The following is a 20093-nucleotide window of genomic DNA, read 5'->3' as shown; positions in this document are numbered from 1 at the left end:
CCAAGTACACCGCGGAGCAGCGCACGAGTAGCTTGACGTGTTGCGACGGAATACGAAACATAAACGGTTGGACGTATTAAGCAGGAGTGCATCATGCCAGCAAAACACGAGAACCGAAAACGTCTTTAGCGGAATATGCGAAACGCATGAGTGGAGCAAACAAAGCCCGTGCCGTGTCCGCGCCGACGGAATTTTGAGCCACCGGGCCGATTGAATTTTGAGCCGGGGTGGAGACAGGTCTGAAGCAGAACCGGTTGTGGATAAGTGTATGGGTTTCCGGGGTCGTTGTCCTCCTGCGTATGAGGGCGCGTTGCGCAGGGGATTCTGCGAAGGGCGTAGCCCGTAGCAGATTCCCCTGCGCTGGCGAACGACGTCAGGCTGATTCGGCGGGGTTCGCGCCGTCGCCTCTGCGCATCGCTTCACGCGAGCGGATGCGTTTCTTTGCACTGGCGCTGCTATGCCGGAAACGGTAGCTCTCGTTGCCGGTCTCCACGATGTGGCAGTGGTGCGTCAGCCGGTCCAGCAATGCCGTGGTCATCTTCGCGTCGCCGAATACACTGGACCATTCGGCGAAGTCCAGATTTGTTGTGACGGCAACGCTCGTGTGTTCGTACAAGCGGCTCAGCAGATGGAACAGCAACGCCCCGCCGGCCTGGCTGAAGGGCAGATACCCGAGTTCGTCCAGAATGACCAGGTCAAGACGCAGCAGACTCGTCGCGATCCGTCCGGCACGGCCCTGCGTTTTTTCCTGCTCCAGTGCGTTGGCCAGATCTACCGTCGAGTAGAAGCGCACCCGCTTGCCGTGATGCATGATTCCGGACACGCCGATGGCGGTCGCCAGATGCGTTTTGCCCGAGCCCGGGCCACCGACCAGAACCAGGTTCTGTGCGCCCTCGGTGAACGTCATGGCGGCCAGTTGCGTGACGAGCTGACGGTCGACCGGCGAGCCATCGAAGTCGAAGCCCGCGATGTCGCGATGCACCGGGAACTTCGCCGCGTTCATCTGGTGGCTGACCGAACGCACGGCCCGATCCGCGACCTCAGCCTGCAACAGCCGTTCGAGCAGCCATTGCGAAGACGCCGCCTCGACATTCACCTGTTCGAGCAGTTCGGCCCAGCCGGCAGCCATGCCGTGCAGCCGCAAGTGTTTGAGTTCGACGATCAGATCACGCATGACCGGCCTCCGGCTGTTGCAGTGCCGGGCGCAGCCCGTCGTAGCGCGATGTGTCGGCCAGCGGCGGTGTCGTCAGTTGTAGCGCAGTATCGATCTTCGGCGGCATCTGCACGCTGCGCATGCGCGACAGCACGTTCACTACATGCTCGACGCTCACGCGCCCTGAGGGCGGCGCCTGCTCCAATGCGAGTTCGACGGCAACCACTACGGTATCCAGACCGCTTTCCGGAACCAGTGCCAGCACCTTCGCCATGACCCGGTCACCACCTGGCTCGCGTAGTAACGCCCGACGCAGCCGTTGCAGCGGCTCGGGCATATCCTGGAACGGTGCACCGTTGCGCAGGGCTCCTGGCTTGCGCTGGATCAGCGGGATGTAATGCTGCCAGTCATATCGCACCAGACCTTCATCGGCCAGTCGATCGTGTTCGGCCACCACGGCATCGTCGCCCACCACCACGACACGGCCAGGATAGAGCCGCGTGCTCAGCATCTGGCCTGCGAATTCGCATGGCACGGAGTAGCGATTGCGGCCAATCACCACCAGGCAGGTCGACGAGACCCGTGCTGCGCGCTCAACATAACCGTCAAACGGTGTTGGCATCGGCATCAGATGGGCGCGTTCCTGCTCGAACACGTCGGCGACACTCAGCTCACGATAGTCAGGATGCTTCACCTGATCCCACAATGACCGGCACCGCGTCGCCAACCATGCATTCAGCTCGGCGAAACTGCCGAAGCGTTGCCCACGCGCCTCAATCCAGATACGCAGGCGGCTGTCCTGCACGTTCTTCTCGACGACGCCTTTCTCCCAGCCGCTGGCCACGTTGCAGAAGTCCGCATCGAACAGGTAGTGCGAACACATCACTGCGAAACGCGGATTGACCGTGCGACCCTTGCCTTTGTGCACCTTGTCTACGGCCGTTTTCATATTGTCATAGATGCCCCGGCGGGCCACCCCGCCGAAGGCCGCGAACGAGCGCGTATGGGCATCGAACAGCATCTCGTGACCCTGGCTCGGATAGGCAACCAGCCAGAACGCCCGCGACGCACATAGCTTCATGTGCGACACCTGCAGCTTGCGGTAAATGCCGCCGACAACCAGTCCTTCCTCAGACCAGTCAAACTGGAATGCCTCGCCCAGCTCGAATCGCAACGGCACAAACGCCGACTTCGAAACCGCCTTGCCTTCGCCTTGCCGCCAGGTCCGGATGAAATTGGTCACCCGCGAGTAACAGCCGTCGTAGCCGCCAGCCTTGATCTCCTGGAACAGCATCCAGGCAGTGCGGCGTTCCTTCTTCGGTCGCCGCGCGTCGACACCGAGCGCCTGCACCAGCACCTCATGAAACGGCGTCAACCGGGTCGGCTGCGAGCGCCGCTGATACTTCGGCTCCTCCTGAACATCCATGTTCAGATATTTACTGATCGTGTTGCGCGACAGGCTTGTGAGACGCGCTATCTCGCGTACCGACTTGTTCTGGCGGTGGAACATCCGCCGCACCTTGCCAATCATGGTCATCGGGATCATCCCCAAACACCCTGCCAGAAAAACTAGCAGGATAGGTTGATTGCCCGGCTCAGTTTTCAGTCGGCGCGACTCCTACAAGTGGCTCAATTTCCGGTCGGCGTAAACAGATACCAATCAGAAAGCATAATTCATGTCACAAAATCGTAAGAGGCGGTCCGCAGGGGGGCGGTCGAGCAGAAAGCCGCTTGGCAAGACCATGCTCTTGCCACACACGGCTACTTTTGTGCGCGAACAGTCGCTGCACTGGCACCTCGCCCTGGCAGCATTTCGGGCCGGCAAGGGTAACGGCGATCTGCTGGCAGAACTGGTAAAGAGGCTCTATCTCGCCTGGTATCTTCAGGAGGCTGGGTTCGGTGCAGCGAAGCGTGAACTCTATCTTGATGCAGAACGCATCCTGGATGCTGCGGCCAGAAACGCAAGGAAAAACATCTGGCTCATCGAAGCAGCCGACTGCTTGCTGATTACCGGGATTCTCGATTTGCACGAACAGCAGTTGCAGCGTGCCCCGGTTTATGCAATTGGCGAAGCCCAGCAGCGTGTGCTGCATTTCGGAAAAAGCGACAAGCGGTCACCGTGGTGACTTCGCAGCTCTTCTTGGGATGCGCGCCTCATCGGGCGCCGAGTGCCAAAGAAGCCGGTACACTGGTTCGGTTCGAGACCGGCACCGCCCCTTCAACTATGGCGCGGTGCAGCGGTTCGGTCGGGCGCCAGTGCCGGGGCAGCACGCAGGCATGCACGCGACTATCGGCACCGAGCGACGATCTGTGCATCTGCCAGTGCACTCCGCCGCCGAAACTGGTTGCCGCTCAGTGCTCGACTTCTATCGAAGTCTGATCTTGTAGGCCGGCAGATCGTCTTCCACCTTCACGCTCCACCGCGCGTGGCACAAACCCTCAGTCCCGACAGATGGTGGCGCATCACTTGCATAAAATGCCCCATTCCCTAATCGGCCACCAACACAGGCTTGCGATGTTCCTGCTCCAGCTTTCTAGGTAATCGGATCATCACGAGATAGATGCGGACGAGCAGGCCAACAAACCAAAGCGACACTGGCATACCCAACACCGCCAAGGCGAACAACACACCGTTCGTCCCAAAGCTCGACGACAATAATCGACCCAATATCAGATAGAAAGGGGCAATACCGAAGGCAATGTAGGAATAGATTTTTGGAAACGGCGAACGCTCTTTATTGAGCCGCTCGAACAGCGCCATTCCGGCTTGCGTTCGATAGCGAAAGTCAGATGCATTTTCGTCGAAGGCCTCCATGACGAAAGAGGTTGTCGTGATCGTATGCTTCACTGTTTGCCGCGACATGACGATCCAGTACAGCGTCAATGCAATCCCGCCCAATAGTCCTGGCCAACGCAGAACGGGGGACATTGGTGCAAACACAAAATAGTAAAAATAAGCGAATACACCAAAGAAAAAATAGACGGCAAATATTCCGGTCGACAGTACCAATCCGCACACCCACAACAGGTTCGTGCGGCGGTACATCATCGAGACAGCGAACGGTACGAAAAGGCAAAACAGCGTAACGAGCAGGCCGATTTTCCATGGCCATCCAGATACCGCAAGATCGTCCGCATATGCCGCGTACGAAATACCCGTGCCCAGCAAGGGAAGCAACAGGCTCATCGGCGCGGCTTTCTTCGTCATCTCCCAAACCGAGTCTTTCGGTTCCGCCTGGGGCTTCGTCATCGATTGTGCTCGTGGCATCTAGGTTCGCTTTCCGGTGGATGTCCTATCACGGCATGTACATCATTGGGTACGTATCGTAATCTTTTGGCATGGACTTTTCCAAGTATTCAGCCGCGTGCTTCATCGACTCGCCGATGGAGCGGAACCACGAGGTGACATGCTCCGTCGCGTGCGTTTTCTTGTCGACCCAGTCGAGCCCGTAACCCACCGCGATCGCCACGACAATGGTTCCCACCACGATTGCGGCAACCGGCAGGGCCACAGTGCCCGCCAGTCCGGCCACAATGGCACCAACCACGACGGAAGCAATGGCGGCACTTAAGCCTGCTTTGGCAAGATCGATGCCTATCTTGCCGAGCAAATCCGCAAAGTCCTTCTTTCGCTTTCCGTCCGGACCGATCTCTTCGTAATCGTGAAGCCATTCAGCCGTATCGAGCGTGACGGTAAAAATCAACGCAATCAAACCGGCCTTCTTGAATGCGCCCTTGGATCCTTCCCAGGCGGCCGCCGCGCCCGACTCTGCCGTGCCAGCGCCGCCAGCAATCGTCAGCACCTTTTCGTTCTTCACGCCATACCGCGCGGCCGTCACCAGCTTGCGCAATCTCGGGTTGCCGGTGAAAACGACATACAGCCTTTCTCCGACGTTTTTGTGAACAACCTTCGTCAATCTGAACTTCTCTCCCCAGAGCTCCTGAATCCATTGCTTGTTATCGTTTAGAAACGCCGTTGTACCGGCCAGTTGCCCAATTAGCCAGTTACGTGTCGCAATCTTGTTAGTGTCGATCGCCGTTTCGTCAGAGCCGCCCGCGGCCAGCGCATCTACAACTTCCTTGGGAACCGAGCTCTTGTCGACTTCGAAGACATGTGCCTCCTGCGTCGGCTCGACCGTGGTGCCAGGCGCCAACTTGATCGGCAACGGGCACGACCATAGCTGATCTGCGCGCAGCGGATCAAACGGCGGCGCAAGGCGCAGATACTCGGGGGTGGGCGCTTGCGGGTACGTGATCAGTGGCGATACGTTCGTCGACTTCGATGACGTTGGAGCGGTAGGCGGATGCGAGGCGTGATTCGTACCGATCGCGATGATGATCGGCTCAGGCTTGGCTTTCGGCGAAGCGGCGGTGTTCGTCAAACCGAACATCTGCATAGAATAGTTCTGATACACCTTGCCATTCTGCTTGAGTATCAGATGTCCCTTGAAATCCCTGCTAATCCAGATGTGATAACGCTGGCCGTCCTGGAACTGCCCCTGCTTGACGCGCTTTTTCCTGACCACGTCGTAAATCCAGTCCTCGGTTGCTTCGACGGTATAGGTTGCTCCCTTCTTCACCTGAATATCGAATATCACGTCGCGGTGCTTGCGTAGCAGAACGGTGATATCAGTCTCGGCCCAGCATTCGACCGGTTCACCCGGTAAATCGATGCACACGGTATGTTGGATCAGGGGACGGTCGGCCATTGTTATTCTCCGCTTCGCTTGACTTGGTCTGCCACGAACTTGCCGAAATCGATGCCCTTCAGTTCGCCTTTGCCCTCACCATCGAGAACGACGATATGCAGCGCGCCATCCTCCGACGCGAGCTTGATCGGTTCACCTTCGGGCACTTTGCCCTCCGCATCCATGTAGCGGATGCGCATGTCGGCTTTCTTGCCTTCCGCGTTGTAAGTTCGATCGAGACTCGTCGGGCCGCTGAAAGCGTGCTGGGCTCCTTTGATGTCAATCTTTCCCGGCGCATGAATCTCGATGTTGCCGCCGGAAATGCGCACGTACGCGCCACCCGACGTGAGAAGAATTTCCTGCTTGGCAGCCGCATCGATTTTCTCGGTCGCGGAGAGCAACTTCAGCGTCTTCTGGGCGGTGATTTCAAGGTTATCGCCTTGCGCCTGGATTTCGACTTTTCCCTTCGCCGCGAAAAGCTTCATACCCGCGTTCTGTGCGAACAGGCTGATCTTTTCGGCAACGCTCACGAGCAGCGACTTGCCGGTTGCGATGTGGGTACTCTGGCCGCTGACGAGGTTGACATGCTCGGTCGCGGCTACGTGTGCTGACCGTTGTGTCGACATCCCGATGCCCGATGGCGTCGCGAACAGCATGATCGGCTCCTTGAAGCCGTTGGCATTGCCAGTGCCACCGCCTGCGGTATTGCCACCGCTACCTGTTGCGCCCGCTACGCTGCTCTGTGTCGCATCGGTAAAAGTTTTGAGCGAGTCGTGACCGTCTTTCAGGCTTTCTGCCTGATGGGTTTCGCTTGCCTGGCTTAGCGCTTCGATCACGCTTTCCGAATTGACCAACTGATTACTCGCGTCACGGATGTCGAGAGGCTGGCTTGATGTCCCGGTCGTTGGATGCGTCGACACATACAAGCCTTGCCCCGCCCGGACCGCACCATACGCATCGGACTTCAGATCGAAGCCGCTGCCGAGATAGGCGCCGCGCGAGTTGCCTGTTTGCGCGATCAGATATCCAAGATGCAGTTGGGAGTCTGCGCTCGTGCTGTAGAGCTGCACCCGGTTCTGGCCGGTGGCATCGTCCATCACCATCTGGTTGTAGCCGCTGCCCTGGTATTCCTTCGACTTATATCCCGACAGGATCCCATTCGAATGCCAGTCGGGAGTCTTCGCACCGTTATAGACGCGGCCGGTGACGAGCGGCTTGTCGCAGTCGCCGTCGAGGAACGACACAATGACTTCTTCGCCGATGCGCGGTACATGTACGCCGCCATGCCCGCCACCAGCATGCGATTGCGCAACGCGCATCCAGCACGACGCGTTCTCATCGCCGGGGTTCAGGCGATCCCAGTGCATCTGCACCTTGATGCGGTTCACCGAATCGGTGAAGACTTCCTCGTTCGCCGGACCCACCACGGTCGCCGTCTGCATGTGCATCTCGGGCTTCTGATGCTCAAGTGGACTCCGGAACGGGATGGCCTTGCGCTGCGCTTCGACCGTCGCCATGAAGAAACCTTCGCTGCCGTCTGCCGCTTTGATGAGCAGCGTTGGATCGTTCGCGTGCTGCGCACGGGCTGCGGCTATCGTTTGCTTCAGGCTATGCGGGAAGTCCGTCGTCCCGGCAGAGACCGGCAGGTTGTTCTCAATGACCCATTCGACGGCGATAACGGCGAACTGTCGGTCCTGCTGACTGCCAGTGTCGTGCTCCGCGTGGTTTTGCAGTTCGAACCAGCGGCCTGCGTCGATGCGACGGACTGCGCCTACGCCGTGGAAACGCTTCGCTTGCGATTCCCATTCCTCCATCCTCACCTTCGAGAGGTGATCACCACGGTCCTGCTGTCCGTACGTATACGCGCCCGTGTACTCGTACACCTCGGCCTGCTGCGGCAGGTTGCCCTGGGTGCTCAGCGTCGGGACCGTCGTGCCCTTCGGATTCGCAGACGATGATGGCGACTTGTAGTCGAACGTGCGGGTGGTGAGCGTCGTGCTCTGCAGCGTGCGGGTGCCGCTCCACTGCACAAAAGCGTCAGTTTCGCTGTTGGTACCTGAGCGGTAGAAATCGACCGTTTGGGGCGACAAGGGTTGGAGACTGCCGATATCGTCAGTGACCACCAGCGTGTGCGATTTACCATCGGCGGCCTGTTCGAAATAGCCGAACAGGCCTTCCGTTTCCATCAGCCGGTGGCAGAAATTCCAGTCATCCTCGTATTGGACGCAGAACGAGCGCTGCGGCAAAGGATTGCGCAACGCAAAACGGAATGCACCTTGCGCCTGCGGATGCATATTGAATACATCGGTGAGAATTTCATCAGCCGGTTTATCCTGCCAGATCCGTGCATCTTTCCGGAAGCGCAGAAAATGCATCCACGACACAAACCCGATCTGATAGCTGGTTAAGGTGCTGTCGGAGCCCAAACGGCGGGCGGTGTGGACATAACCGTGGTGCGGGGCGTAGGACTGGTCGGTTTGCTGCATCCAGAGCGTAACTGGCTGGGCGATCAGCGTTTTGAGTTCGATGTTGTCATACGTGGAAACGGCATCCAGCGTGAACTCGTAATCACGGCCCAAGCGCGACTGGCCCACCAGTCTTTGTGGCAGAAGAACATTAGCGCCCAATGGCGTGTCCAGTTTAAGCAGGCGGTCGCTTTGCAACAAGCCGCCTTTTATTGCCGCGATAATGTCCTGCGCGCCCATACCGCCTCTTATTTATGCAATTTGCGCCCCCGCGCCATCGCGCGATAATACAAAAGATCAGACGTTTACAGCAATCGTATATTCAAAAACAAATGTTAAATCGGAATTTGTTTCGCCTTGGTTCGATGCACATATGGATTCGGTAAAAACAACATGCATGTCCATAAATGCTGCAGCAAGGATATTTCTTGCTTTTTTTGGGCGTCTTGTTGTGGGCTAAGCCAGCGACACAGGCACGCGTCTTGGATTAGGCATCGACGGACATCATCTGCTGCGAGGACACCAGCCGCGGTGGCGGATGGCAGCCGCAAATACATAGATCGTCACTTAACGCGGCGTGCCTTCCGTCCGGCGCAGTCATAACCTGGCGTGGTCCGTCGCACTGGATTTTCCCCGTTGTATTGCAAGCGGGGCAGGCGACAGGATCCCCTTCATGGGCAACATCCTTATCGCTCAATTGAATGGTGGTTGACACAGCCTGAACGACGCCATTAGCTGTCGTCTTGTCGCCGTTCAGAATCAAATATCGTTTAATGAAATATCTCGGGCTTGAAGTAGTCGTTCAGACTTCGATACCGTTACGAATAAGAAAGTCGCGTAAACACAAAGGGCAGACCCGCACGGCGCCTTCCAGCAGTGCTTCCTTTTGCTCCCCCCAATTCAACCGATAGGTCGACGATGTCAAATCGATTCCCGGGCCAAACCGCCTACGCAAATAGCTGGCCTCAAACCAGAACACGTCTTCATGTTTGTCGGATTCGAGAATGGTTTTAATCAAAGGGCTACTTGGAAGCGCCCCACCTGAATCGATTGCGTCAGCAATCTGCGGCGAAGTTCTCTTCGGACGCACAAGGCCATGTATCGGGCAGGAGAGAACGTCTTCCGACACATTGGCGTCTTCAGCGACGAGAGAAGTGTCGAAAGCGCTTTCTCTTGAGGTGACCTGCAAGGGCTGCTCGTCGGAGCGCGCCAACAATTCGCCGAGACAGCGCGGGCAGACCGGAACCAAAGACCTTTCGATTGCGGCTATAGACGGAAAGTCTTTCAGATGAGCGGTCTTTCCCGCGTAAGTGATGAGGTGTGCGTACTCGGCCAGTTCAGCTAGGTGCACCCAGACCTCCCTGCTGCGCTTCGGTCTGTCGAACGACACCTTGACTAGCTGACCAGCAGCAAACTGTCCCCTCGCACCGATGCAGGCATCAATATCCTTTGATGATTCGATGTACCCCTGAAAACCATGGCGCGGACAAAGTCTGCGTGAACTCATCTTTCAAACCTCGATAGAAACTATCGTGCACGTGGACCCTTTCCTCGTTGGTCAGGTACCCCCACGCGCGGTGCCCCGTTGTGGATTAAGACAGAGGCGGAGGCGCGGGTCAATCGTTAGGCATCGACGGACATCATCTGCTGCGAGGACACCAGTCGCGGCGGTGGATGGCAGCCGCAAATGCATAAATCGTCACTCAACGCGGCATGCCTTCCGTCCGGCGCGGTCATAACCTGGCGCGGTCCGTCGCACTGGATTTTCCCCGTTGTATTACAAGCGGGGCACGCGATCGGATCCCCTTCATGGGCAACGTCTTTATCGCTCAATTGAATGGTGGCCGGCACTGCCTGAACGACGCCGTTAGCCGTCGTCTTGTCGCCGTTCAAAATTAGAAATCGTTTCATGATGTCTCTGGAGCTTAAGGTTTCTCGGGAATTCAATCCTGTTTCGCGAGCCGCTACGTTACCCGCCTACTCTTTCTTCGAGTCCGTGTACGCGACGCTGGTCGTAACAACCATTGAGCGCAGATCCGCCCGCACCGTAAGCGTTCCCCAGGTGAAAACAAACGTATCCGCGCCGAGCGTAGAAGCCAGGCAAGCCTGTTGCGCTTCCGAAGCGATCATTTTCGATAGCGTCTTCTTTTCCTTCACAAGGTCGTCTTCGGTCACCGACCAGTCGGTTTTCCTTGCGACGCCGTCTACCCATACGAAGTCGATCATTACGAGCTTCTTGTTGCAATAGCGGGCCGTCACGCCAAAGGTTTTCCCCCAGACCTTCACGTTCTTGATGCCATAGTTTTCCCATTCGCCGTACTTCGCCAGTTCCGTTGCCCCGGGCAACGGCCGGTCTTCAGGCGAAGGGCTGCCGTGAACCAGGCTCGTAGACGCATCAATGGTCAGCGTGCCCGCGGAAAAATCAAACATAGCCGCCTAATAACGACTGCCGCCGTCGACGTATGCTGCATCGAGGAATCATTCGACGCGTTCCCAGATACCGACGATCACATCGTCGTAGACCGGACCCGCTGAACATTGATCTACGGCCGTGCATATCTGATCGTAATGCTTGAGTCCCCTGAACGCTGGTCGTACGAAGCACTCACAATACCCCAGGCAAAGCGCTGTCCGTTGGCAATTCCTTGCTGTGTGAGAAGATCGACAAGAGATTGCAACCACTTCTGTTCCTCGGCTTCGCTCCAACTGCCGCGGCCTGTCGCCGGGCTTGAGTCAGAGACACACAGTGAAATCGAATCAAGGAGACCGGACTGAAAGTACAAGACAAATGTGTACTTATGGTCGTCGCATATTGACTCTGTCTTGTACGTCACGAAAGGGCCATTCTCCAGCACCTTCGTGTGAGGCTGATACATGGCGCCGGGCAGGAATTCTTGCAATGTCAGCGTCGCCGGAATGACAATTTGATTGACCGTTAGGGTACCGTTCGTTGTATCGATGTTCATGATTTAGTCAAACCGGCCGGGCCCGCATGCGGAACTCTGCTGTCCCATCTAGCTACGCCTCGGTAGACATCATTTGCTGCGATGTCACCAAGCGTGCCGGCGGATGGCAACCACATATAGACAAGTCATCACTTAAGGCGGCGTGCCTTCGGTCCAGCGCCGTCATGATCTGACGCGGTCCATCGCATTGGATTTTCCCCGTCGAATTGCAAGCCGGGCACGCAATCTCGTCGCCGTCATGGGCGACGTCTTTGTCACTCAATCGAATCGAAGTTGGCGTCGCTTGGACGACCCCATTGGCCGTCGTCTTGTCGCCGTTCAAAACCAGATATCGTTTCAATGTGTCTCCGAGGTCTACCGCAACCGTTCGAATCTAATCCAGTTTGACGACCTGCGATGCGACCTACCCATCATTGGACACGACGCGTCGAGTCGCACCAAGGCGTCAGACCGCTGTTCATCGCGTCGACGTGCACTTACCGACTTTCTGTGACTTGCACGATGGCACCGTCTGCCTCTCGCACTTCGATACGAACATCTCTTCCAGGCGCCGCAGCCAGAAATGCGACTGAGCCGTTAGCTTCGATCACGTCATAAAACATGACACGCTCGCCGCCGATTTGTGCGGGAATTTTCGCCCTCAATGACCCGTCTGCATTGACGATATAAGCCCGATTCGCCGAAGGGTCGTATGGCCCTTCAACGACTGCGATACCGCTCGCGTCACCAAGAAGTCGTCCACTCACACCCGCCAGACTGTGAATGGCGTGTTGAACGCCGCCCGACTGCCACGTAAAGCCGACAGGCGCCAATTCCGCAACGCTCAATCGCTGAGGATTGTTGACCTTGTCGTAACCGGGGTGGCGGTCGACGATCCGAAGGTCCGCGATTTTTTCTAAAGTACTCATTCAATAGGTCTCGGCGCTCCGATCGGAACCAGCTTGGCCCGATCCGAGTAGTTTAGGATCTGTACCTGACTTGCTCCCCCCGGATACAACGCGCAACCGTATTCTTGAGGACCAACGGTACCGTGCTGTAGCTGCACACCTTCGGGGATATGGAAAGTCTGGACGTGAGACACGTCCTGCTTAAACTCGGGCGTGACAGCCAGATCGTTGCGCACGTAATCGACGCTGGTGATGTTATCCGTTGTCGCCCATCCCCCCGGACGTGTCTGACCAGGAGCCATCGCCATCTGGACCGTCAGTCCGCCTGCCGGGGCAGGCGCCGACATCAGCGGCGTATTGGGCATCCATGGTTCCGCATTGGTAGGAGCGGGCAGCGCAAGTATGTTGCCACCAGCCCAACCTAATGGATCAATCCAGCCAATGGCGTTCGGTGCATATTGATAAAGATTGATGCCACCCGCCAGCCCGATCGGATCCTTGCTGACGAACCGCCCTGAATCGGTGTCGTAGTAACGGTGCCGATTATAGACAAGCCCTGTTTCGCCGTCTGCCTGCTGACCTTGAAAACGGATCGGATTCTGCGGCGCGGTTCCAGTCGCACTGGAGGCGCGGGCGATCACCTCTTTTGCTTCGCCCCAAGCCTTGTACGATGCTTCCCAGGCTACATCGCCCAGCTCATCGGTGAGCAAAAGCGGTGTGCCAATCTGGTCGCAGTGATAGAAAAACAGGTGTACATCCGAAACAGGCGCCGGGATGCGTTGCAATGGATCGTCTTCAGGTGCATACCGCTCATGCGCACCAGCCACCGGTGTTGGTGTCCCAGATACCGGCTCCCCGGCATACTGTGCAAGCGGGACATACGACCCGGCCTCGTAAACAAAATGCGTGCTGCGCTTTACACTGCTTTCGTACGCGAGAGTATTGCCGCTCCATCCAAACACAGTCCGTTCGCCGTCCACCTCTCGCGCGATTCTTCGACCAAACGCATCGTAGAAGTAACGTGCTTCGACACGTTCATTGAGCCTCTCCGTGCGTGCTCGCGTCAGGCGGTTAAAACCGTCCCATTCGAAGCTCTGTATCCGTCCGGGGGAACGCTTTTCCGTCAGATTTCCGCGTTCGTCGTAATTGAAATGAGTCCCTGCGTATTCCTTGAGAAGATTTCCCAGCACCTTGGGCGCCGTTGCCGGCAACGTGCTCTCCGGTCGAGAGGCGATCAAGGTGGAATGGGTGCGAGCCCTTTCCGGGGTACCTGCGTCAAGTAGGTTACTGGCGGGATCGAACGAGAACCGTTCCGTGCCACCCGGACCAATCGATTCGACCAACCGGCCGAGCGGGTCATAGCGATAATCCGTCAGGCCCTTACGGCTATCCTCAATGTGTGAGAGCTGGCCGGCCGCATCGTAACGGTATATGCGCGCAGCAAGCGGCGCCGGCGCGTTGCCGCGCTGGATGGTTTGCCGCAGCATCCGTCCCGCCGAATCGTAGTCCGTGCGCTGAACAATCTTGCTGGGCAGAATGCGCTTCACTTCGCGGTGAAGATCATCACGTTCAATCTGAAGACGTTCCTCACCATCGAGCGCCATGCCGTGGACGTGGCCCGAGCCGTAGGTCAGCCAGTCGATCGCGTGACCATCCGGTCGCACCGTTCGAACGCGCATACCCAGCTCGTCGTAGGCGTGGTGCCACACGTAGCTACGCTGCACACCGAAAAGATTGTAGGCATGATGCTCGCGTACCAGGTTGCCCGTCGCGTCGAAGAAATGCTGTACGCGACTATAGGCGTTCTGGGCATCGATCAACCGCCCCATTGCGTCGTAGGCGAATCGTTCCTCAACTTCGCCACTGGCGCGACTCGTCAGGCGGCCACCTCGATCGAAGTCCAGATGCGTTTTCTGTCCGCCTTCCTCGATCGCGCACAACCGACCGCTTTCCGCGTCATATTCGTAACGAGTTAGCATCCCGTCGAAACCGATCGATTCGAGCAGGTGGCCGGCCGGATCGTACTTGAACTGGTAGGTCGCCTGGTTCTGATCGGTCAGCCGAACCAGACGGCCCTGCCGGTCGTAGCCATAGCTCAGAGAATAGCCCATCGGATCGATACGGCTGGCGATCCGCCCAGCGCCGTCGTAGCTGTACTGAGTGGTGCGCGCCAGCGGGTCGGTTCTCGTCAGCAAGCGTCCCTCGGCGTCGAACTGAATGCGTTCGATGCCGGCCGGACTCTGGATTTCCTGAGGAAAACCATTCGAACCATAGCGGTAGGTCGTCGTGCCACCCGCCGCATCTTTTACGGTTTTCAGGCGCCCATCGACGCCGTACTCCCAAGCCGTCGTTTTGCCTGAACAGTCCGTGTACGAGGTCATCTGTCCGGCTTCGTTGTAAGCGATGACCTTGGCGCCGCCCTTGGCATCCGTTACCTCGATAGGCAAGCCCTGCGCGTTGTAGCTGTATTTCGTGGAATGGCCTAGCGGATCCGTTTCCTCCACCAGATTGCCAGCATCGTCATAAGCGCGCTTCCAGGCATGCCCCTCGGGGTCGACGATCTGAACCATGTGGTCCTTTTCGTCGTAGACCATTTCAATCGTGCTGCCGTCCGGGCGTGCATGTCGCGCCATTCGACCACGAGCGTCGTAGGTCATGCGCTCGCTAGTGCCGTCCGGATAGACATGCTGGACAAGATTGTGATTGGTGTCGCGATACATCCACTCCTCACGACCATCGGGATAAACGATACGGAACGTATAACCGTGCAGATCGTAGTAGTGCTGCGTAACGTTGCCTGTTGCGTCCGTCACGCTCACCTTACGGAAATCCGGATGCCAGGCCAGGCGTGTGTCATGACTGCCGTCGTCCGCATATTCGCGGACGCATTTGGCCTTTGGATCGGTCCCGCTCCATTCGAGATTCATTCCTCGTCCGGTCCGATCCGTGTAGCGCGTAATCAGGTGATGGCGATAAGCATACTCACGCCGGTTGCCGAAGCGATCCGTCGCGCTGACCAAGTCGCCATCGGCGTTGTAAGCGTACGTAGCGAGCGTGCCGACTCGCTTGCCCTCCACGTCGTGATGAGCTATCTCGATGATTCGATCTTGGGTGTCGTACCGGAGCGCCACCACGGCTTGCGGCGTAATCAGCCGGTGCAAACGCTGCGCCTCGTCATAGTCAAGCGTGACCTGGTTGCCTGACTTGTCGCGATAGAACGCGAGACGAAAAGCGTCGTTTCGCTTTTCGTACACTTCGAGTAGCACATGGTCGCGTGCAAGCGTCAGCCATTGCTCATCGAGACGGACGAGCGTGAACCCCTCGGATCGATCGTCGTGCTCATCACCCGGTGCAAGAAGGGGGTAATCGAGGCTTCGTCCCGTGGCGTCGTGATACACCAGCTTGTCGAGACGTACATCGAGCCGCGTGGTGTACGCGGTGATCCAGCGTGCACCCAGTTCGCCTCGCTCGTCGTTCGCGTCGAAGAACGAACGGTAAGTTCTTGTCCAATCGATCGCCATCGCGCCGGGGAGGACGAAATCCTGATGATTCAGCCGCTCGTCACCCAGCGCAAAGCCCACTGAGTGACCGGTGCGAGCAGGTGGGGATGGTCTTGGACAATGAACCTTGCCGTCGTTGGGGCCCGGATGTTTCGCATCCTCCGTATGCCGCAATGTCTCCTTCTGTCCCTCCCCCTCCTGACGATGCACTTTCGTCGTGCCACGCTCTTTAATGCCGGTCGAATGCAAGCGCTGACGCGCCAGGATGTCGCGCTTCTTTTCGATTGCGACCTGAATGAGGTTGATCAGCCAGCCGATCTTGCCAGCATCCGTTCCACCGAGTGCCAGGATTCGCTCCTTGACCATTGGCACCATCGCCCGCAACGCAGCCGCCATCTCACGTAACGGTTTCTGATACGAGACGTCTAGCGCCTTCGCCACGTACGTGCCGGTGTTGATTAGCCCCTTCGCCTCAATCTTGACGAAGTCGACGATCAGATGGCCGAGACCGCTGGCGGTTTTACGGGAATCGTGAGCCGCAAATCCAGCGGCTGCCTGGTCCAGGTGTTGGCCAGCCGCACGGACATTTCCCGCTGCGCTGAGCGGCTCGTCACCGGCCGCCTGAGCGAACAGATGAGCGAAGCCCAGCATGAACTTCTCGATGTACTCCGCACAGGTCTTGAGCAGGCTATCCAGCTCCTTTTTGACGCCGTCCACGAAGCTTTGTATCCGGCCGGCGAACTGTTCGCTCAGGCTGTCGATCACCGCTTGCAACAGTGCAGTCTGCATCACCTGCAACGTCGCCTCTCCGACTGCTTTGCCGCTTTCGACGATCTTTTGTCGAACCAGCTTCATCACCGGCCGCGCGCCCATGCGGAATTCCGCAGTTCCAAGCGGAATCGGAATGATGCCGATCAGGTCGAGACCGAGGTTCATCCAGTCGAACACATCGGGATCTTTCCGTTGCTGGCTGTGCTCGACCATGTCCTTGATATCGAGCACAAGATCCACGGCTGCCATGATGTTTGCTACGACGGGCAAGGCGTTGGCCACCATCTGGATGCGCTCGATGGTGATGAAGTCATCGCTAATGCTGCGCAGCCAGCGATCACAGGCCTTGATGCCAGCGCTCACATCGACGGTTTCTATCTGGAGCAGCGGACCGACGAACACCTCTGTCGGTTTGGGAAGAAGGACACCGGAAGACTCGGCCATAGCGGTTTTTTCTGGGAAGGTGAGGTTTCGCGTCTGACGCGAGCTTCAGAGAGAGGTCAATGCAGGTACGGACGCGCGCGCGGTTTGCGCCAGCGTGCTGATTTGCTTCGCCGCGGCTCCCAGTTGGCTCGCCTTCGACAAGGCGGCGCTGGCTTGCCCTGGAAGGGCTTGCGAAAGTGCGCCTTGAGCGAGTCCGACGGCCTGACCGCCTAGCGCCTGCGTCAGCCCACTGCTGCCTTGCGCCGCCTGTCCCGCCACACTCGCGAGCTGCGTTGCGCCGGAAAGCGCTTTACCGGCGCCGCCGGTGGCGGACGGCAACAACCCACCAAGCTGCGAGAGTGCCGATGTGGCGACGCCGCCTGACTGAGGCGGCTGTGCAGGCCATGTCGCGGTCTTGAATACGCTGGACGGGTCGTACTGGTTGCGCGGATCTTCGCCGAACTGGACCTGTGCAGCACCGGCCGGCAAGCCGCTCACGATCGTGTGCCCGCTCCCGTCCAGTGCGCCTTTGCGTAGAATTGCGCCGTTGGCGTCCAGCACCGAGAACGTTCCACCCTTGAACGCCTCGCCATTCGCATACTGGTGCAGCAACTCGAGTTGGCCCGGTTGATCAGGGCGCGCGGCCGGCAGCGGATAGCCCTGACTGGTCGGACCGTTGAAGCTGTGCTGCGCGCCTTTGACATCGACCTTTCCCGGCGCATGGATGTCGATGTTGCCGCCAGATATACGGATGTATGCGCCGCCGCTCGTCAACAGGATTTCCTGATCGGCTGCCGCTTCGATTTTTTCGGTTGCCGAGAGCAACCTGAACGTTTTCTGCGCAGTGAATTCCACGTTGTCGGACTGCGCTTTGATTTCAACCTTACCTTTGGCAGCAAACAACTTCATGCCTGCGTTCTGAACGAACAGACTGATTTTCTCGCCGACGCTTGCCAGTAGCGATTTGCCTGTCGCGATATGCGTGGTCTGGCCGCCGACCAGGTTTATGTGGTCCGTTGCCGCGATGTGGCCCGATTTTTGCGTTGACATCGCGATGCCCGAAGGCGTCGCAAACAGCATGATCGGTTCCTTGAACGCGTTCGCACTGCCCGTGCCACCGCCGGCAGTATTGCCGCCGTCGCTTGCGGCGCCTGTGACACTGTTTTGCGTCGCGTCCGTGAAGGACTTCAATGAGTCGTAGCCGTCTTTCAGGCTTTCAGCCTGATGGGTTTCGCTCGCCTGGCTTAACGACTCCATCATGCTTTCGGAATTGACCAGCTGACTGTTCGCCTCACGGACGGCGAGGGGCTGGCTGGAGGTCCCGGTCGACGGATGCGTCGACACGTACATGCCTTGTGCCGCCCGGACCGCGCCAAATGCGTCCGACTTCAGGTCGAAACCGCTACCCAGGTACTCCCCACGCGAGTTGCCCGTTTGCGCGATCAGATAGCCCAGATGCAACTGGGAGTTTGCGCTGCTGCTGTACATCTGCACCCGGTTCTGGCCGGTAGCGTCGTCCATCACCATCTGGTTATAGCCGCTGCCCTGATATTCCTTCGATTTGTAGCCCGAGAGAATCCCGTTCGAATGCCAGTCGGGAGTCTTTGCGCCGTTATAGACGCGGCCGGTAACGAGCGGCTTGTCGCAGTCGCCGTCGAGGAAAGACACAATGACCTCTTCACCGATGCGGGGCACGTTGACTGCACCGTAGCTGCCGCCCGTATCTGACTGAACCACCCGCATCCAGCAGGACGCGTTTTCATCTCCGGAGCTCAGCCGATCCCAGTGCATCTGTACCTTGATGCGGTTCAACTGGTCCGTGAAGACCTCCTCGTTCGCGGGGCCTACCACCGTCGCCGTCTGCATGTGCATCCTGGGCTTCTGATGCTCGAGCGGACTGCGGAACGGGATGGCCTTGCGCTGCGCTTCGACCGTCGCCATGAAGAAACCTTCGCTGCCGTCTGCCGACTTGATGAGCAACGTGGGATCGTTCGCGTGCTGCGCACGGGCTGCGGCTATCGTTTGCTTCAGGCTATGCGGGAAGTCCGTCGTGCCGGCAGAGACCGGCAGGTTATTCTCGATGACCCATTCGACGGCGATAACGGCGAACTGTCGGTCCTGCTGACTGCCAGTGTCGTGCTCCGCGTGGTTTTGCAGTTCGAACCAGCGGCCTGCGTCGATGCGACGGACTGCGCCTACGCCGTGGAAACGCTTCGCTTGCGATTCCCATTCCTCCATCCTCACCTTCGAGAGGTGATCACCGCGGTCCTGCTGTCCGTACGTATACGCGCCCGTGTATTCGTACACTTCCGCCTGCTGCGGAAGGTTGCCCTGAGTAGTCAGCGTCGGGATCGTCGTGCCTTTGGGATTGGCAGGTGCCGACGGGGCCTTGTAGTCAAACGTACGCGTAGTAAGCGTAGTGCTTTGCAGCGTGCGCGTACCGCTCCACTGCACGAAGGCGTCGGCTTCGCTGTTGGTGCCCGAGCGGTAGAAATCTACCACCTGCGGCGAAATCGGTCGCAGGCTGCCGATATCGTCGGTGATAACCAGCGTGTGCGATTTACCATCGGCAGCCTGTTCGAAGTAGCCGAACAGGCCTTCCGTTTCCATCAGCCGGTGACAGAAATTCCAGTCGTCCTCGTACTGCACGCAGAACGAACGCCGAGGCAAAGGATTACGCAATGAGAACCGGAATGCACCCTGCGCCTGCGGATGCATATTGAATACATCGGTGAGAATCTCATCGACGGCTTTATCCTGCCAGATCCGTGCATCTTTTCTGAAACGCAGAAAATGCATCCAGGAGACAAAACCGATCTGATAACTGGTAATCGCGCTATCAGAGCCCAACCGACGGGCGGTATGAACATAACCGTGGTGAGGCGCGTACGGCTGGTCGGTTTGCTGGATCCAGAGCGTGACCGGCTGGGCGATCAGGGTTTTCAGCTCGATATTGTCATTGGTTGAAACGACGTCCAGTGTGAACTCGTAATCCCGGCCGAGGCGCGAATGGCCCAACAGCCTTTGTGGCAAAAGGACGTCGGTGCCCAGTGGCGTGTCCAGTTTAAGCAGTCGATCGCTTTGCGCGAGCCCGCCTTTTATTGCTGCGATAATGTCCTGCGCACCCATACCGCCTCTTTTTATGCAAATTGCGCCCCCGCGCCATCGCGCGATAATACAAAAGATAAGACGTTTACAGCAATCGTATATTCAAAAGCAATTGTTAAATCGGAATTTATT

Annotated in this window: 15 protein-coding genes; 1 reads left to right on the top strand and 14 read right to left on the bottom strand. The window is 58.0% G+C overall.

What is annotated here, in order from left to right; translation table 11 throughout:
• Nucleotides 1-373: 373 nt before the first annotated feature.
• Both istB and istA read right to left on the bottom strand, forming a co-directional pair.
• Complete coding sequence (istB, locus tag ACOCG7_RS30990) at nt 374-1174, bottom strand: IS21-like element helper ATPase IstB (protein ID WP_421378600.1); 801 nt, start codon at nt 1172-1174, stop codon at nt 374-376.
• Nucleotides 1167-2690 carry an IS21 family transposase gene (gene istA / locus ACOCG7_RS30985; RefSeq protein ID WP_421378597.1) on the bottom strand — a complete coding sequence of 508 codons (1524 nt, stop codon included), beginning with the start codon at nt 2688-2690 and terminating at the stop codon, nt 1167-1169. Before istA ends, istB begins: the two co-directional genes overlap by 8 nt.
• A 205-nt stretch (nt 2691-2895) precedes the next feature.
• On the opposite strand from istA, the gene ACOCG7_RS30980 reads away from it, so the two are divergent.
• Nucleotides 2896-3279 carry a hypothetical protein gene (locus ACOCG7_RS30980; RefSeq protein ID WP_310135943.1) on the top strand — a complete coding sequence of 128 codons (384 nt, stop codon included), beginning with the start codon at nt 2896-2898 and terminating at the stop codon, nt 3277-3279.
• Between the two features lie 362 nt (nt 3280-3641).
• On the opposite strand, the gene ACOCG7_RS30975 is transcribed toward ACOCG7_RS30980, so the two are convergent.
• The 12 genes from ACOCG7_RS30975 to ACOCG7_RS30920 all read right to left on the bottom strand — a co-directional run bounded on the left by ACOCG7_RS30975 (nt 3642) and on the right by ACOCG7_RS30920 (nt 19982).
• Nucleotides 3642-4403 (bottom strand): hypothetical protein, encoded by a 762-nt coding sequence (locus ACOCG7_RS30975; RefSeq protein ID WP_421378593.1) that lies wholly within the window; start codon nt 4401-4403, stop codon nt 3642-3644.
• A 46-nt stretch (nt 4404-4449) separates the two neighbouring features.
• Entirely contained in the window at nt 4450-5862 is a 1413-nt protein-coding gene (locus ACOCG7_RS30970; protein WP_201643621.1) for a hypothetical protein, read from the bottom strand.
• A gap of 2 nt (nt 5863-5864) precedes the next feature.
• Nucleotides 5865-8546, bottom strand: a complete 2682-nt coding sequence (locus tag ACOCG7_RS30965) for a type VI secretion system Vgr family protein (protein ID WP_421378590.1) — start codon at nt 8544-8546, stop codon at nt 5865-5867.
• Nucleotides 8547-8793: 247 nt separating this feature from the next.
• Complete coding sequence (locus ACOCG7_RS30960) at nt 8794-9081, bottom strand: PAAR domain-containing protein (protein ID WP_310159506.1); 288 nt, start codon at nt 9079-9081, stop codon at nt 8794-8796.
• 27 nt (nt 9082-9108) lie between these two features.
• Complete coding sequence (locus tag ACOCG7_RS30955) at nt 9109-9813, bottom strand: hypothetical protein (protein WP_421378587.1); 705 nt, start codon at nt 9811-9813, stop codon at nt 9109-9111.
• 116 nt (nt 9814-9929) lie between these two features.
• Entirely contained in the window at nt 9930-10217 is a 288-nt protein-coding gene (locus ACOCG7_RS30950; RefSeq protein ID WP_201643742.1) for a PAAR domain-containing protein, read from the bottom strand.
• Between the two features lie 66 nt (nt 10218-10283).
• The gene (locus ACOCG7_RS30945) at nt 10284-10736 is read right to left on the bottom strand and encodes a hypothetical protein (RefSeq protein ID WP_421378583.1); all 453 of its coding nucleotides are present in this window, start codon (nt 10734-10736) and stop codon (nt 10284-10286) included.
• Nucleotides 10737-10849: 113 nt separating this feature from the next.
• Complete coding sequence (locus ACOCG7_RS30940; RefSeq protein WP_421378580.1) at nt 10850-11272, bottom strand: hypothetical protein; 423 nt, start codon at nt 11270-11272, stop codon at nt 10850-10852.
• A gap of 52 nt (nt 11273-11324) precedes the next feature.
• Nucleotides 11325-11594, bottom strand: a complete 270-nt coding sequence (locus tag ACOCG7_RS30935) for a PAAR domain-containing protein (protein ID WP_374710962.1) — start codon at nt 11592-11594, stop codon at nt 11325-11327.
• Nucleotides 11595-11748: 154 nt separating this feature from the next.
• On the bottom strand, nt 11749-12180 hold the full coding sequence (locus ACOCG7_RS30930; RefSeq protein ID WP_421378577.1) for a hypothetical protein: 432 nt from the start codon (nt 12178-12180) through the stop codon (nt 11749-11751).
• A complete protein-coding gene (locus ACOCG7_RS30925; RefSeq protein WP_421378574.1) occupies nt 12177-16874 on the bottom strand; it encodes an RHS repeat-associated core domain-containing protein in 4698 nt (1565 codons plus the stop codon). Before ACOCG7_RS30925 ends, ACOCG7_RS30930 begins: the two co-directional genes overlap by 4 nt.
• A gap of 45 nt (nt 16875-16919) precedes the next feature.
• Nucleotides 16920-19982: a type VI secretion system Vgr family protein gene (locus ACOCG7_RS30920; RefSeq protein ID WP_421378571.1), complete on the bottom strand. Its 3063-nt coding sequence runs from the start codon at nt 19980-19982 to the stop codon at nt 16920-16922.
• Between the last annotated feature and the right edge of the window lie 111 nt (nt 19983-20093).

The organism is Paraburkholderia sp. DD10, from assembly GCF_049177125.1.
In the GTDB taxonomy this organism is placed as follows: domain Bacteria; phylum Pseudomonadota; class Gammaproteobacteria; order Burkholderiales; family Burkholderiaceae; genus Paraburkholderia; species Paraburkholderia terricola.
This window is presented reverse-complemented; position numbering and strand designations above follow the sequence as displayed.